We start from the raw sequence: 15026 nt of genomic DNA on the forward strand, positions 1-15026 counted from the left end.
CTCGGCGGGTTTGCTTGCGCTTGCCGGCGTACTCAAAGTCGGAAAAGCTCATCTGGCTCATGGGCGGCTCGGATCAGGTGTTGCGGGGATTCTCGCATAACTGAAGGCTTGTTCGGAGATTCCTTAGGTATACAACGTCACAGCGTAAGTCGGTGTGTACGTGTTCAGTGTGCTCCAGCCTGATCGAGCCTGCCCTTGATTGAGGCCTCATTCAGCAACCTGCTCCCCCGTACGCGAAATTTCTATCACTGACCGTCGTATTAAAATCCTGTCCCTACATATAAAGAAAACAGGTTTTTGGCCGATGCGCTGGTTATTAGAGAGGTGCGTCCCGTGCGTCTCTGGGCCGGGGGCTGTTGATGAAAATATTTGCGCTGGGGTTGGCGGCATGTGTGTTGTTCGGGCTTTCCAATGAGGCTGTGTCTGAAACAGTTGCCATGAGTGGTGTCATCAAGTTTCAAGGCGAGATTGTGGAAGCAGGGTGTGAGCATGGTCGATTGGGGGCTGTGGATTATGGCGACAAAACCCAATTGATCGATGTCGCGCCCAATGTAGTGTTGGCGGTGAATATGGCGAGCAATGCCTGCCGAACGGGGCAGCTACCGTTTGTCGCGTCCTATCAGAAGCTAAACACCCCGGCCTACCGTAAAGAACAAGGGGTGCACAACGGCGTGGTGACTATTTCATACCTCTGAGTGCAACGCGGGGCGAGGATGGCAGGTATACTGCGCGGCTTTCTTCCTACCCCGCATTCTCCGGAGCTTTCATGACTTCCTCTAAACAACTGACGGCTCCAGAAACCGTGGCGGCCGAACAGGCCGAGCTGGAAACAACCGCGAACGCTGCCGACAAACCGGCCGTTCCAGCCTTCAGCTTTCCATTCAACCCTGCGGCATTTGCCCAAGCCAAAAAAGACAACCAGCCCTGGTATCAGAAATCGGGCAAGGGCGGTCACGACAAAACCCCGGGCGCGCCACCCCACGGCACCCGTAAAACCATGGGCAAACGTTAATTTTTGACGTCGAAAAACCGTCGCGAATCGCTGATTTTTAGCGTTTGTACGATTAACTTCGGCGAACCTGCGCCAGATCAGTATTTCGTTAATGGGTGCGCTTAGAGTCGACAGCCCTGCCGACTCCTCCCAATATTCCGAGCGCGCCTGTTATGAAAATCAATCTACCGATTACCGGCCGATCCGTTGATTTTGCACCCGACGCTAATATCCTCTCCACCACCGACCTCGACAGCCGTATCACCTATGCCAACCCTGACTTTATTCAGGTCAGCGGTTATGAGCTGAGTGAGCTGTTGGGCAGCCCCCACAATCTGCTACGCCACCCCGACATGCCTGCCGCGGCCTTCAGCCATATGTGGCAGACGCTCAAGGCCGGACGCTCCTGGATGGGGATGGTGAAAAACCGCTGCAAGAATGGCGACCATTATTGGGTCAGTGCCTACGTCACGCCGGTCATGCAAAACGGTGAAACCGTTGAGTATCAATCTGTGCGCACTTACCCAACCCCTGAGCGCGTTACGGTCGCTGAAGCGTGCTACGCAAGTCTGCGTGCAGGGCGGCTGCCGTTCTGGAAGCGTCTGCCAAGGTTGGGATTGGCCAATAAATTGGCCCTATACGTCAGTGCAATACTAGGTGCTGTCATCGCGATGGGGGCGGTGCTAATGCCACAGTTTGATCCGCAAGCCGGGTTAGGGCTCTGGTTGGCGGGCAGCTTAGTCAGTTCAGCCACCATCATCTGGATGCTCAAGCCTTTGAACGCGTTGACGCGCCGTGCCAAAGACGTGGGCGATAACCCGTTGAGCCAGCAGATCTATACCGGCCGCAGAGACGAGTTCGGGCAGATCGAGTTCGCGCTGGCTATGCTTCAAGCCCAGGTCGGGGCTGTGGTCGGGCGCATCGGTGACGCTTCCCGGCGCTTGGCCGGGCACGCCGGTCAACTGGTCGAGCACCTGCAAAGCAGCCATGACAGCACCTTGCACCAGCAGCTAGAAACAGATCAGGTGGCCACCGCAGTCAACGAGATGGCTGCCAGCGTGGCGCAAGTGGCGAGCAATGCACAGCAGGCATCGCAAGCAGCCGATCGTGTCGAGCAGGAAACCCGTGAAGGCTATGACTTGGTGATCAAAAGTCGCACCTCGGCGCAGCATTTGGCCAGCGAGTTGGTGCGAGCCACTGAAGTGGTTCATCACCTCGAAAACCACAGCAGTGAGATTTCATCGGTGCTGGAGGTGATACGCAGCATCGCGGAGCAAACCAACCTGCTGGCACTCAACGCCGCCATTGAGGCGGCACGTGCGGGCGATCAGGGGCGCGGATTTGCGGTTGTGGCGGACGAAGTGCGCGGCCTTGCGCAGCGCACCCAGCAGTCCACCTGCGAAATTCAGCAGATGATCAGTACCCTGCAAAACGGTGCGCGGGCCGCGGTGCAGGTAATGCAGCAAAGCAGTGAGTATGCGCAAAGCAGTGCTAATCAAGCGCAATTGGCCAGCAGTGCACTGGACGGCATCAGCCTGCAAATCAAGAAAATTACCGAAATGAGCGTGCAGATAGCCTCCGCCGTCGAAGAGCAAAGCGTGGTCAGTGAGGACATCAACCGTAATATCGCCGGGATTCGCAGTGCCTGTGAGGTTACCGTCGACGCCGGGCAGCAAAGTCAGCGTAACTCGGGGGATGTGGCAGATCTGGCGGCAGCCTTGCGCAGCCTCGCTCAGGATTTCTGGCAGTCCCGGCGTTAAGCGGCTAAACCGTTTCGTACTGGACCAGCGCCATGCCGTGGCGGGCGTACATGTCGCGGGCCTTGAGGTTGTGTGCCATGACCTTGAGGTCGACACAGGGTTCGCCGCGCTGCCGGAATATCGCAAACACGTGCTCCAGCAAGGCGCTGCCCAGGCCGCGGCCCTGATACGCGGGATCGATCACCAAGTCCTTGAGGTATGCGCTGGTCCAGGCCAGCGCAACGCCCACCACGCGTGTGGCGTGTAGCAGCACAAAGCACAACGCAGGATCGTATTCGGCATCGTGTGCCAAGGTGTGCTGCCATGCCGCAAAAGAAGACACGCTGCCCTGTCCGGCAGCGTAGCCCTCTACGAGTAAGGCATGCACCGGCTGAGTCAGAGACGCACTCAGGGTGCTCACGGTGTAGCCTTCAGGCCACGGGCGCGCAGGCGGTAAAGGGCCGCGCAAGTCTTTGCGCAGCAGCAGGCACGCCGCGCTCACGGGTTCAATACCCTTGAGCGGCGACGGTGCGGGCGGCTTCAATCAGGCATTTGGTCAGGTCGGGAGACGAGAACTTGGTCAGCACGGCGTTAGCACCTGAGAGGCGCGCTTTTTCGCTGTTCATCGCACTGTTGAGCGAGGTGTGCAGCAGCACATACAAGTGATTGAAGTCAGGGGTTTCGCGCAGGGTACGGGTGAACGCGTATCCATCCATTTCGGACATTTCGATGTCCGACACCACCAGGTTGATCTGATCTTTTGTGCCTTGCAGTTCCAGCAAGCGGTCGATGGCTTCTTTGGCGCTGCGGGCGGTGTGGCACTGCAAACCCAGATTGCGCAGGGTAATGACCGATTGTTGCAGGGCGACCTGACTGTCATCGACCACCAGAATCCGGGCATTGGCCAGTAATTCGGCTTCTTCCATGGTCACGGCGTCCGGGTCCTCGACGATGTGCGAAGGCGCGATGCCGTGAATCACTTTCTCGATGTCCAGCACTTGCACCAGCATGTTGTCGACCCGCGTCACCCCGGTAATGAACGAGCGCGAACCGCCCGAGCCATAGGGTGGCGGGCGGATGTCGGTACTCAGGCAATGAATGATCTTGCTCACCGCCTGCACATGCAGGCCCTGCTTGGAGCGGCTGACATCCGTGACGATCAGGCAACCGCCGTTCGGGTCTTCCAGCGGCTGCTCGCCGATGGCGCGACTCAGGTCGATAACCGCCAGCGAGGCCCCGCGCAGCACGGCAATGCCTTTCACGTGAGGATGCGACTCGGGCATTTTCGTCAGCGGTGGGCAGGGGATGATTTCGCTGACCTTGAGCAAGTTAATCGCCATCAGCTTGCCGCTGCGCAAAGTGAACAGCAGAAGCGAAAGAGAGTCTGCGCGGGCGTTGTGGGAGGACATAAAAACCTTCTGTGTAAAGAAATGCGCGCGGGCTTGAAGCCAACAGCAGCGGGCGATACAGGGTTATCGACCTGATTGGGTCGGTCTTTAACAAAACCCCGGATCAGTACCGGTTTAGGGTTTACGACGTTTGGCAGCCTTGCCCATAGGCGAGAAAATCGTTCAGTTTTGACTGTTGGCCGCATCCGATAACTAGCCACAGTAATAGCCGGGCTTTACGTGGGCAGAGAAACCCGCTCAGGTGCAAACCCTTGCGGATTAAATCGATTTCCCCACCCGTGAATCCGTAAGTGTGGAAAGCCGTTGTCCCGGCACCCGTGCGTGAGCCCACGATGACAGGGAGGTTGATTGCAATCGCCTGTAAAGCAATTGACCACTTTTCACTGACATGGCCAGCACCAAAGCCGGCGATCACCAAGCCTTGATAACCCATCTCCACCAGTTGCTCAAGAATCAGGGTGTCAGCTGATAGCGAGGCCTCCAGTAACGCGACTTTATGCGTGGTGCATGAGGGTATGGGCAAAGTCATGCGGGTAGCCCCGGGGTGCAGAAAGCGGGGCGTGTGTTCAATCATTAACCCCACTGGGCCGCCTGTCGCAGAGGTGAAGGCATTCAAGGCTAGGGTGTGGGTTTTACGAACCGAGAGTGACGCGTGAATCTCGCCATTCATGACCACCAGAACGCCTCTGCCTTTACTCGATGCACTTAGCGCGACACGGCAGGCATCTAGCAGATTGCCAGGGCCGTCAGCGCTTGCCTCGCTGGCTGAACGCATCGCGCCCGTTAATACCAAGGGGGTATCGTGTGGCCACAAGTACTCGAAAAAAGTTGCGGACTCTTCAAGGGTGTCGGTGCCCTGGGTAATGACCACGCCTTGAGCGCCCAGTGTGATCTGGTCATTGGCCCATTCCAGCACCTGCAGCAAAAAATCAAAATTCACTGAGGCGCTGGGCAATAGGCTCAGACTTTTAATCCGTATGTGAGCCAATGCGCCGAGTTCAGGTACAGAGGCCAGTAATTCAGCGCCGCCCAGCGACGGAGTAATTCCTTCACCGGGTTCACCGCGTTGCATGCTGAGGGTGCCGCCCAGTGTTGCGATGGCAATTGTCGGTCGATTCATGCTGTCCTCACTGATACGCAGGTGCGGGTTTCTGAGGTCGAAACCCGCCACGCACGCCGGGCAAAGGTTAGTTTACGAGCCAAAAACGGATGGCTGGAACGATTAGTAAAGTACTGATTGCCATCGACAGGACGTTGCCGATGTAAGGGTGCACATACGTTGGTAACCGCTGAGCAATGGCGCAGGCCAAAGGCGGTGCGATCAAAGCCCCAAAAAAGGCACTGATGATCACCACTGTTGCACTGCCGCCGCAGGTCAGCACAGCTGCCGGGACCACTGAGACCAGCGGGACATACGTGGGATACCAGCCTCTTATCTGCCATTGATGCCGCCACATCGTCACCCCCAGCAAAGAGGTCAGCGCTTGCCCTGCAATCAGCTGCAGCACGAGTCCTGAGCCATAGGCGGGGCTTAGAGGGTTTAGTCCATAGGCGAGCAGCACGCCCAGTAACAAACCCAGGCTCGCCCACTCATTGCCAAAGAAAGGCGCTTCGGAAAAGTCAGCCAGAACGCGGCGTACCGTCCATAGCAGCCCGTAGTCCGGTGTTTTTGTCGCGACAGGTTGAGCACATTCAGGTGCAGATCCAGGCGCGCGACTTACCAGAACAGGTATTGCGCGACACAACATAAAAGCAGCCACGCTACCGAGTGCCATCCCCAGCACATTGCCAATCACCACTGGTAACCCCAAGGGTACGCACAGAAAGTTGACGAACAACAGACAAGCCGGAGTGACGAGTAACGCACCCAGAACGGCCCCGTTAAGGGTTACTTTCCAGCCTCCACCAAAGAATAGGACCATGGCGGCGGGCAATGATACAAATGCAGCGAATGTGGGCTGCCACGTATCGGCGGTCAGGGTCCAGCCCCACAACGCATTGCTCAGTAATAACCCCAATAGGGAGCTGGTCACCAGCCATGGCCACAGTCCGGAGCCGTAACTGATGCTGAAGCCTTGCCACGCCGGTGCGTAACGACTGGTCCAGTAGCCCAAGGCAGCTCCAAGCAGCAAGCCGAATGAAGCCAGTTCATGCTTGTAGAAAGCGACCTCGGTGATGTCTCCGAGTATCCAGCGCAGCCAGGACATCGGGGAAGGCAGCTCAGCCATCATTTCGCTATATCTTGGCCAGTGTCCTGGATTTGAGTCCGTGTAACTCAGCGCCATCCAGATCGAAAACGCCCCGACGGCCAACCCGGCAGCCATGATGATCCCTGACAGGCGGGCAGCCGTGAGTGATGTATTGCGTACAGGTGAGGAGTCCATGGCGGCATCCTCATCAGCGTGGCAGGCAAGGGTGGTAGCAATAGCCGAGCATCGAGTCATACAAGTCAGTACGACGATCCCGGTGCAGATCGTTCAAGTTGTTCCAAATTGGTGCGCTGCGTGCGCTAGCCAGATCAATATCGGCGTAAAGGATGGTTTGCGTATCTGCCGGTGCGACCTCGCCAATGGGCCAGCCATTGGTGCCAGCGATCAGCGAGCAACCCAAATAGCGTTCACCCTGTTCTTCGCCGATACGGTTGGCCGCCGCGATATACACGTTATTGACGTGGGCTGCGGTCATTGTCAGGTAGGAGGCCATGCATTTACCCGACGCATCGAACAGCGGCGGGGGTGTCCAGACCCAGTTGTTCAGGTTACAAATGATGTCGGCGCCTTGCTGGGTCAAGAGACGCGGCACTTCGGGGAACCAGATATCCCAGCAGATCAGCAGGCCAATGCGCCCGATCGGCGTTTCAAACACGGGGAAGCCCAGATTGCCGGGTGTGAACCACAGCTTTTCCCGATTCCATAAGTGGGCCTTACGGTATTTACCGATAAAACCGTCCGGCCCCAGCAACACAGCGGTATCGAACAGCTGCATGCCGTCCCGCTCCGCCAGCCCGGCTACCAGATAAACCTGATGCAACGCGGCAAAATCCATCCAGGCCTGGGTGCTGGGACCATCAGGAAGGATCTCGGCGTGCAGGAAAGCATCCTGCCGATTGGCGAAGAAATAGCCGGTGTTGGCCAGCTCGGGAAGGACAATCAACTCCGCCCCATTCGTAACGGCCTCCATGGCCAGGCGCAGACTGTTGTGCAGATTGTCTTGGCGATGCCGGATGCCGACTTGAGGATCAAATTGCACAACCGCAACGCGCACTTCACTGATGGCTTCGCTCATGACTGACACCTCAGGTAATTGTCACCGGGTTGTCAGTAAGGCGATTTGTAAGGTTGCGGGTCTATCGTCCGCATCCGTTCGGCCTGTAGTTCATTGCTCTGAAATTGGTGGGATCCGTCATTTTTCTTACGTTGCAAAGGGTATTGGCGCAGTGTGCGGCGGGCGCCCATGGCGCGTTGCCCTGCATCTATTTCAACCCCAGTCGCTTGGCCAAGCGCCCCAGATTGGCCCGGTCCAGCCCCAGTTCACGCGCCGCGCTGGCCCAGTTGTGCTGATGGCGTTCCAGGCACGCGCTGATCAAGGTTCGTTGATAGTGCTCTGTCGCTTGACGCAGATCTCCCAAGGCGTCGGGAGCCTGGGCGGGTGTGTCCGGCGCAGCCTTGGTGGCGGGGGTTGAAGGCAGATCAAGGTCGTGTGCCGTCAGTGTCAGGATGCGCGGGCGTGTGGGGCAATTGCCCAAGGCTTTCAAGGCGCTGCGGCCTATCAGGTGTTCCAGTTCGCGCACGTTGCCCGGCCAGTCGTAATGCACCAGCGCGGCCTGTGCGTCTGGGCTCAGGCGCAAGCTGCCAAGGCCCATGCGTGAACGGTTTTGTTCAAGGAAGAAGCCGCTTAGCAGCAGCACGTCGCGCCCGCGTTCGCGCAGGGCGGGCACTTTGAGCGGGTAGACGCTCAGGCGATGGTAAAAGTCGGCGCGGTAGCGACCGCTGCGCACTTCTGCCGCCAGATCGCGGTTGGTGGCGGCAATCAGGCGGACGTCGACGCGATGCTCTTGATCCGAACCCAGGCGTTGTAACTGACCGCTCTGGAGCACGCGTAGCAGTTTGGCCTGCACCGCGAGTGAAAGCTCACCCACTTCGTCGAGGAACAGCGTGCCGCCGTTGGCTAGTTCGAATTTGCCCCGCCGATCCTGGGTGGCCCCGGTGAAGGCGCCGCGCACGTGGCCGAACAGTTCGCTCTCGACGAGCGTGTCGGGTAGCGCCGCGCAATTGAGGCTGATCATCGGTTTGTCGGCCCTGGGCGAGGCGGCATGAATCGCTTGCGCCACCAGCTCCTTGCCGACCCCGGTTTCGCCGGTGATCAGGACCGTCAGGTCACTGCTGCCCACGAGTGCGATCTCATCGAGCAGGCGTTTGTGAACCTTGCTCTGGCCAATCAGCTCTTTGTTGGACGTGCCGTTGGCCTGACGGTACAGCTCGGCTTTCAACTGCTCGTCTTCAACCCGCAAAGCCAGGCGTTCGATGCGCCGGGCAACATTGACGGTGGCGGCCGCAAGGCTGGCGAACGCTTGCAGGGCATCAAGCTCGATCGGCTCGAAACGTTTGGGATCAAGCGCGTCGAGGGTCAGCAAGCCCCAGGGCTTTTCGTCAATGAACAGGGGACAGCCCATGCAGTCGTGGATTTCCAGATGCTCGGCCAGCCCGTCGACCAACCCGTCGTAGGGGTCGGGTAGCTCGCAATTACTGGGGAAACGCGTTGGCCCGCGGCTACTGAGCAGCACCTCAAAGCGCGGGTGCTCGCTGACGTTGAACCGACGCCCCAATGTGTCGAGGCTCAGGCCGTCTACGGCCAAGGGCACCAGCCACTCGCCGTCCAGACGCAGCAAGGCTGCAGCATCGCAAGGCAGCAGGGCGCGCATGGCTTCGAGCAGGCGGCGATAACGCTCGCTTTCTGGCAGATCGCGAGACAGGTCGTCGACCAGTGGCAACAGTGTGGTAAGCAGGAGTTTTGCAGTCATTTTGACCTCGTGTAGTCGTAATGACTATATATCAGATTGAGTCAAAATGACTATTTTGGATTTAAAAGGCTGTTTTTAAAGGGTTTTAAAGTTGGCACGGATTCTGATACCTGAACGCTCATCGAATGTTAGTCAATGCCTACGTGCTCTGGAGTCACCCTTATGCTTACTGCTCAGGATCGTGCCATCGTCAAATCCACTGTGCCGCTGCTGGAAAGCGGCGGTGAAGCTTTAATCACCCATTTCTACCGGATGATGTTGTCGGAATACCCCGAAGTACGCCCGCTGTTCAACCAGGCCAATCAGGCCAGCGGCGATCAGCCCCGTGCCTTGGCCAATGGTGTGCTGATGTACGCACGCCATATTGATCAGCTCGACCAGTTGGGAGACCTTGTAGCCCGCATCATCAACAAGCATGTGGCGCTGCAAATTCTGCCGGAGCATTACCCGATTGTCGGCAAGTGCCTGCTGCGCGCGATTGAAGAAGTGCTGGGCAGTGACATCGCCACCCCTGAAGTGTTGGCAGCGTGGGGGGCGGCGTATGGACAACTGGCCGATATCCTGATCGGTGCCGAAGCGGCCATTTATGACGCAAAAGCTGCTGCACCGGGCGGCTGGCGCGGTGGTCGGGCGTTCAAACTGGCGGCCAGAATCGACGAAAGTGCTGAGATCACATCTTTTTACTTCCGTCCCGTGGACCAGCAACCGATCCTCGACTGTGAGCCGGGCCAGTATATTGGCATCAAGCTGGACATCGACGGTGTGGAAGCGCGTCGTAACTACTCGCTGTCGGCGCTGGCGCAGGTGGGTCGTTACCGCATCAGCGTCAAGCGCGAGGCGGGCGGGGTGGTGTCCAACTACCTGCATGATCGCCTGCAAGTGGGCGACATTGTTGAGCTGTTCCCCCCAGCCGGCGAGTTCACTCTGACCGCCAGTGACAAACCGCTGGTGCTGATCAGTGGCGGCGTCGGCATTACGCCAACCTTGCCGATGCTGGAAAAAGCGTTGACGACTCAACGGCCTATCCACTTTATCCATTGCGCGCGCAATGCCGAGGTGCACGCGTTCCGTGGCTGGGTGGATGAGTTGGCGGCGCAATATCCACAGTTGCAGCGTTTTTACTGCTACGCCGAACAGGATGGGCAGGGAGCGACCGCCGATCACGTGGGGTTGCTGACCGCCGAACTGCTGGATAAATGGTTGCCTGCGGACCGTGATGTCGACGCATACTTCCTGGGCCCCAAGGGTTTCATGAGCGCCATCAAACGTCAGCTCAAGGCGTTGGGTGTTCCTGAACAACAAAGCCGCTACGAGTTTTTCGGCCCCGCTGCTGCATTGGAATAAAGCGGTTCTGGTCATCCGCCTAACCGGCTGATACACCTACGCCCGCAGTGTTCGTCTGCCTCCCGCGCCTTTGAGTGAAAGCGGTCAGAAGAGCACGGCGGGCGTTTTGTTAATCGCGCTTTAATCCCTCCCGTTGTTAATTCCCTTCCTACAACTGCCTTACATCCATGCAGGAGGTCTGGGTGTAAACTGCGCGCTTTGTGACGGCCGGACGGCCCTTGGACAATCAGGCAAAAGGAAACACGATGACGGACGACATGATGCGACTGGGGCGCGAAAAGCGCTTTCTGGTCTTGCTGGGGCTGATCTGCCTCGCCCTCATTGGTGGTGCGCTGTATATGCAAGTGGTGCTGGGGGAGGCGCCTTGCCCGCTGTGCATCCTGCAACGCTATGCGTTACTGCTGATTGCTATTTTTGCTTTCATCGGTGCAGCGATGCGCACCCGGCGCAGTATCACGGTGTTTGAAGGGCTGGTGGTGTTGAGCGCCATTGGTGGGGTGGTCGCGGCGGGGCGCCACGTGTACATCCTGGCGAACCCTGCGGTCAGTTGCGGCCTGGACGCGCTGCAACCAATTGTCGACGGTTTGCCGCTGGCTGCTGTATTCCCGCTGGGTTTTCAAGTCGATGGCTTCTGTTCGACGCCTTACCCGCCTGTGCTTGGCCTGTCGTTGGCGCAATGGGCACTGGTGGCGTTCGTGTTGACGGCCGTGCTGGTACCGTTGGGCATTTACCGCAATCGCAGCAAGCCTGCCTGACACACTGAATCAGGTTGCAACGGCCTCGTTCTTGTGCTCAAGAGCGGGGCTTTTTTTCGCCCACGAAAAATGTGAATAGCATGTGATACGGGGCAGTGAAGGTGCGCTCGGGGCTGCGACATATTGTCACGGAGAAATTGTCACAGGGTATGTTTTCATTTCACAATACACGGCTGAAACGTCTCACTGGTGTCCCCGCTCATGAGGCGTTTTGACGCTGAGGCAGGGCTTGAAAAAGCCGCCGCTAAGCACCATGAAAAACGCTGCAAGCCTTTTTGTTTGGGCGTTTTGGAGTGTTGGCGAAGGTCTGAGCGTGCGCTAAAAAGGGGCGGATACAGCTTGGGGGAAGGGCGTGCTACAAGCGCGTCAGGGAGGGGCTTTAAACGCGGGCCGTAATAATAGTGCGGGATTGTTACCACAGCCGAGATTAATTATTTCGGGATGAGACATGGTTTATAGAGAGCTACCTAACTACAATCGCCCGCACTGAACGTCCAGCCTGCTCATCCCTGAGCCCAAGCGGGAAGTTGAAGGTCGCCTGGGTGGTTGTGACAGGCTTTCCATGCGACTCCCAAGGTACTGGCAACCCTTCTAAGTTCCGCACCAAATGGAATTGGTCTGTGACAAGGCCTTTGACCAAGTATCGAATAAGAAATCACTGCTAACCCAGGAATTGCCCAGTCGCTTCACCGCGATGAAGCAGGCCCTTATTCAATCCGGAAAATTGCCAACCCTTGGCAGGGTGAAGTGTTGGCGGAAAAAACCAACTGCATTGTGCAAGCTGTTTTAGAGGTCGTGAGATGACTAAAAAAAGGTACCCCAGACTCTTTGGCTTATTGCCACTTTTCGGCATGTTGTTGCTGGGAGGCTGCAATATGACGTTGCTCGATCCGGTGGGGCAGATCGGCGTCGATGAAAAGAATCTGATCATCACTGCTACATTGCTGATGCTCTTGGTCGTGGTGCCGGTCATCTTGATGACCCTTGTTTTCGCGTGGAAATATCGCGCGTCGAACAAGAACGCCACCTACGCACCAAAATGGTCGCACTCCACCAAGATTGAAGTTGTGATCTGGACGGTGCCTATCCTGATCATCATCGCGCTGGGTGTGATCACGTATAAGTCGACCCACGCGCTGGACCCGTATCGTCCGATTGAGTCTGACGTCAAGCCAGTCACTATCGAAGTAGTGGCCATGGACTGGAAGTGGCTGTTCATCTACCCGGAACAGGGTATCGCCACCGTCAACAAGATCGTGTTCCCGGCCAACACGCCGGTGAATTTCCGTATCACGTCCGACACGGTCATGAACTCGTTCTTCATTCCTGGCCTGGGCGGTCAGATCTACGCCATGGCCGGTATGCAGACCAAGCTGCATTTGATTGCTAACAAGAACGCCGAGCTCGATGGCATTTCAGCCAACTACAGCGGTGCGGGCTTCACTGGCATGAAATTCAAAGCAATCGCGACTTCCCAGGCTGAGTTCGATGCATGGGTAAGTGAAGTCAAAGCGTCACCTAAACAGCTTGATACAGCTGAATACGAAGCCTTGACCAAGCCAAGTCAGAACAATCCCGTTGAGCTCTACTCCTCGGTCAAACCGAACCTGTTCCAGACCATCATCGACAAGTATGAAGGCATGAAACCAGGCAAGCCGGTGCAGCACGAGAAGAAAGAAGTGGCCGGGACCGAAGGTTTGGACACCAGTTCGCATTCAGCTGCCGGGGCAGAGGAGTAAACGATGTTTGGTAAATTAAGTCTGGACGCCATACCGTTCCACGAGCCGATAGTGATGGTGACCGTCGCTATGATCCTGCTCGGTGGTCTGGCGTTGGTTGCAGCACTCACGTACTACAAAAAGTGGACCTACCTGTGGACCGAATGGCTAACGTCAGTCGACCACAAGAAAATTGGCGTGATGTACATCATCGTTGCCATGATCATGCTGCTGCGCGGCTTTGCCGACGCCGTCATGATGCGTACCCAACTGGCCATGGCCACTGAGGGTTCGCCTGGCTACTTGCCTCCTGAACACTATGACCAGATCTTCACCGCCCACGGTGTGATCATGATCATCTTCATGGCGATGCCATTCTTCACCGGCCTGATGAACCTTGCAGTGCCGCTGCAGATCGGCGCACGTGACGTTGCCTATCCGTTCCTGAACTCCCTGAGCTTCTGGCTCCTGGTGTCGGGCGTGGTACTGGTCAACCTGTCGCTGGGCGTCGGCGAGTTCGCCAAGACCGGCTGGGTTGCGTATCCACCGTTGTCGGGTCTGGCGTACAGTCCGGGCGTGGGTGTGGACTACTACATCTGGGCGCTACAGCTATCGGGGTTAGGTACGACGTTAACCGGGGTTAACTTCCTGGCCACCGTGCTGAAAATGCGTACCCCTGGCATGAAGATCATGGACATGCCGATCTTCACCTGGACCTGCACCTGGGCAAACGTTCTGATCGTGGCTTCGTTCCCGATCCTGACCGCTACCCTGGCGTTGCTGACACTTGACCGCTACTTGGATTTCCACATTTTCACCAACGAACTTGGTGGCAATCCAATGATGTACGTCAACCTGTTCTGGGCGTGGGGTCACCCTGAGGTTTATATCCTCATTCTGCCGGCGTTCGGGATCTTCTCTGAAGTCATCTCGACCTTCACTGGCAAGCGTCTGTTCGGTCACCACTCGATGGTCTACGCCAGCGGCGCGATCTCGATCCTGGGCTTCATGGTTTGGCTGCACCACTTCTTCACCATGGGTTCGGGTGCCAGCGTCAACGCCTTCTTCGGTCTGGCAACGATGCTGATTTCCATCCCGACGGGGGTGAAGCTATTTAACTGGCTATTCACCATCTATCGCGGTCGTCTGCAATTCACCAGCCAGGTGATGTGGACGCTTGGCTTCATGGTGACCTTCGCCATCGGCGGCATGACTGGCGTATTGCTGGCCATCCCGGGTGCTGACTTCGTACTGCACAACAGCCTGTTCGTGATTGCTCACTTCCATAACGTGATCATCGGCGGTGCTGTATTCGGTTACATCGCTGGTTTCAGCTTCTACTTCCCTAAAGCGTTCGGCTTCAAACTGAACGAGAAATGGGGCAAGGCAGCATTCTGGTTCTGGATCACCGGCTTCTTCGTTGCGTTCATGCCGCTCTATGCACTGGGCTTCATGGGCATGACCCGTCGTCTGAACGCCACTACCAACCCTGAGTGGGTGCCTTACCTGTACGTAGCGTGCGTCGGTGCTGCACTGATCGCCGTCGGTATTGCGTGCCAGTTGATCCAGCTGTACGTCAGCATCCGTGACCGCAACAAGCCTGAGAACGCCTGCGAATTCGGCGATCCATGGAATGGTCACACCCTGGAATGGTCGACTTCGTCGCCACCTCCTTTCTACAACTTTGCCGTACTGCCAAAAGCCGACAGCATTGACCCGTTCACTGAGGCCAAGGAAAACGGTACTGCGTACCAGGCTCCTGCCAAGTACGAACCGATCCATATGCCAAACAACACCGCGACTGGTGTGGTGATGGGCGCACTGCTGACCGTATTCGGTTTCGCAATGATCTGGCACATCTGGTGGTTGGCGATCGCCAGCCTGGTTGGCACCGTGGCGTACTTCGCGATCCATGCTGCCCGTGATGACCAGGGCTACATGGTGCCGGTGGAAACCATCGAGCGCATCGAAGCCGAGCAGCATAAGCGTCTGGTAGCAGCTGGCAAGATTCCGGCTACCCGTGTTGAAACCAAGTTGGAACAGGCATAAA

General features: G+C 57.3%; 12 protein-coding genes and 2 pseudogenes. 8 read left to right on the plus strand and 6 right to left on the minus strand.

All coding sequences use genetic code 11. The features are described 5' to 3' along the window. The first annotated feature begins 359 nt into the window (after positions 1-359). The 4 genes and pseudogenes from HBN61_RS16115 to HBN61_RS23015 form a co-directional block, all read left to right on the plus strand. Complete coding sequence (locus tag HBN61_RS16115; protein ID WP_170047180.1) at positions 360-695, plus strand: hypothetical protein; 336 nt, start codon at positions 360-362, stop codon at positions 693-695. 71 nt (positions 696-766) lie between these two features. Further along, positions 767-1012, plus strand: a complete 246-nt coding sequence (locus tag HBN61_RS16120; RefSeq protein ID WP_249275339.1) for a hypothetical protein — start codon at positions 767-769, stop codon at positions 1010-1012. Positions 1013-1164: 152 nt separating this feature from the next. Further along, positions 1165-1446, plus strand: a pseudogene (locus HBN61_RS23010) (PAS domain-containing protein); the annotation flags it as partial. A 318-nt stretch (positions 1447-1764) separates the two neighbouring features. Continuing rightward, positions 1765-2751, plus strand: a pseudogene (locus tag HBN61_RS23015) (methyl-accepting chemotaxis protein); the annotation flags it as partial. Positions 2752-2755: 4 nt separating this feature from the next. On the opposite strand, the gene HBN61_RS16130 reads toward HBN61_RS23015, so the two are convergent. The 6 genes from HBN61_RS16130 to norR form a co-directional block, all read right to left on the minus strand. Next, positions 2756-3232, minus strand: coding sequence for a GNAT family N-acetyltransferase (locus HBN61_RS16130; protein ID WP_170047184.1), 477 nt, complete (start codon positions 3230-3232; stop codon positions 2756-2758). Positions 3233-3236: 4 nt separating this feature from the next. After that, positions 3237-4139, minus strand: coding sequence for a chemotaxis protein CheV (locus HBN61_RS16135; protein ID WP_170047186.1), 903 nt, complete (start codon positions 4137-4139; stop codon positions 3237-3239). Between the two features lie 121 nt (positions 4140-4260). Next, positions 4261-5259 carry an asparaginase gene (locus tag HBN61_RS16140; protein WP_170047188.1) on the minus strand — a complete coding sequence of 333 codons (999 nt, stop codon included), beginning with the start codon at positions 5257-5259 and terminating at the stop codon, positions 4261-4263. A gap of 67 nt (positions 5260-5326) precedes the next feature. Next, positions 5327-6424: a hypothetical protein gene (locus HBN61_RS16145; RefSeq protein WP_262498785.1), complete on the minus strand. Its 1098-nt coding sequence runs from the start codon at positions 6422-6424 to the stop codon at positions 5327-5329. 112 nt (positions 6425-6536) lie between these two features. After that, a complete protein-coding gene (locus HBN61_RS16150) occupies positions 6537-7424 on the minus strand; it encodes a nitrilase family protein (protein ID WP_170047189.1) in 888 nt (295 codons plus the stop codon). Between the two features lie 187 nt (positions 7425-7611). Then, positions 7612-9159, minus strand: a complete 1548-nt coding sequence (norR, locus tag HBN61_RS16155) for a nitric oxide reductase transcriptional regulator NorR (protein ID WP_170047191.1) — start codon at positions 9157-9159, stop codon at positions 7612-7614. 162 nt (positions 9160-9321) lie between these two features. Here norR and hmpA point away from each other — a divergent pair, with 162 nt between their 5' ends. From hmpA to cyoB, 4 genes are all read left to right on the plus strand, one after another. After that, a complete protein-coding gene (gene hmpA, locus HBN61_RS16160; protein ID WP_170047193.1) occupies positions 9322-10503 on the plus strand; it encodes an NO-inducible flavohemoprotein in 1182 nt (393 codons plus the stop codon). 245 nt (positions 10504-10748) lie between these two features. Further along, complete coding sequence (locus HBN61_RS16165; RefSeq protein ID WP_094993070.1) at positions 10749-11258, plus strand: disulfide bond formation protein B; 510 nt, start codon at positions 10749-10751, stop codon at positions 11256-11258. An 800-nt stretch (positions 11259-12058) separates the two neighbouring features. Next, positions 12059-12997 (plus strand): ubiquinol oxidase subunit II, encoded by a 939-nt coding sequence (cyoA, locus tag HBN61_RS16170; protein ID WP_047273807.1) that lies wholly within the window; start codon positions 12059-12061, stop codon positions 12995-12997. A gap of 3 nt (positions 12998-13000) precedes the next feature. Then, positions 13001-15025, plus strand: a complete 2025-nt coding sequence (cyoB, locus tag HBN61_RS16175; RefSeq protein ID WP_094993071.1) for a cytochrome o ubiquinol oxidase subunit I — start codon at positions 13001-13003, stop codon at positions 15023-15025. Position 15026 lies beyond the last annotated feature (1 nt).

Origin of the sequence: Pseudomonas sp. WS 5071, from assembly GCF_012985765.1 — a bacterium.
GTDB lineage: Bacteria > Pseudomonadota > Gammaproteobacteria > Pseudomonadales > Pseudomonadaceae > Aquipseudomonas > Aquipseudomonas lundensis_A.

Excerpts from the sequence above, each read along its gene's own strand:
- HBN61_RS16115 (WP_170047180.1), top strand. The coding sequence starts at position 360 with ATGAAAATATTTGCGCTGGGGTTGGCGGCATGTGTGTTGTTCGGGCTT.
- HBN61_RS16120 (WP_249275339.1), top strand. The coding sequence starts at position 767 with ATGACTTCCTCTAAACAACTGACGGCTCCAGAAACCGTGGCGGCCGAA.
- HBN61_RS16135 (WP_170047186.1), bottom strand. The coding sequence starts at position 4,139 with ATGTCCTCCCACAACGCCCGCGCAGACTCTCTTTCGCTTCTGCTGTTC.
- HBN61_RS16140 (WP_170047188.1), bottom strand. The coding sequence starts at position 5,259 with ATGAATCGACCGACAATTGCCATCGCAACACTGGGCGGCACCCTCAGC.
- HBN61_RS16145 (WP_262498785.1), bottom strand. The coding sequence starts at position 6,424 with ATGGCGCTGAGTTACACGGACTCAAATCCAGGACACTGGCCAAGATAT.
- HBN61_RS16150 (WP_170047189.1), bottom strand. The coding sequence starts at position 7,424 with ATGAGCGAAGCCATCAGTGAAGTGCGCGTTGCGGTTGTGCAATTTGAT.
- norR (WP_170047191.1), bottom strand. The coding sequence starts at position 9,159 with ATGACTGCAAAACTCCTGCTTACCACACTGTTGCCACTGGTCGACGAC.
- hmpA (WP_170047193.1), top strand. The coding sequence starts at position 9,322 with ATGCTTACTGCTCAGGATCGTGCCATCGTCAAATCCACTGTGCCGCTG.
- HBN61_RS16165 (WP_094993070.1), top strand. The coding sequence starts at position 10,749 with ATGACGGACGACATGATGCGACTGGGGCGCGAAAAGCGCTTTCTGGTC.
- cyoA (WP_047273807.1), top strand. The coding sequence starts at position 12,059 with ATGACTAAAAAAAGGTACCCCAGACTCTTTGGCTTATTGCCACTTTTC.
- cyoB (WP_094993071.1), top strand. The coding sequence starts at position 13,001 with ATGTTTGGTAAATTAAGTCTGGACGCCATACCGTTCCACGAGCCGATA.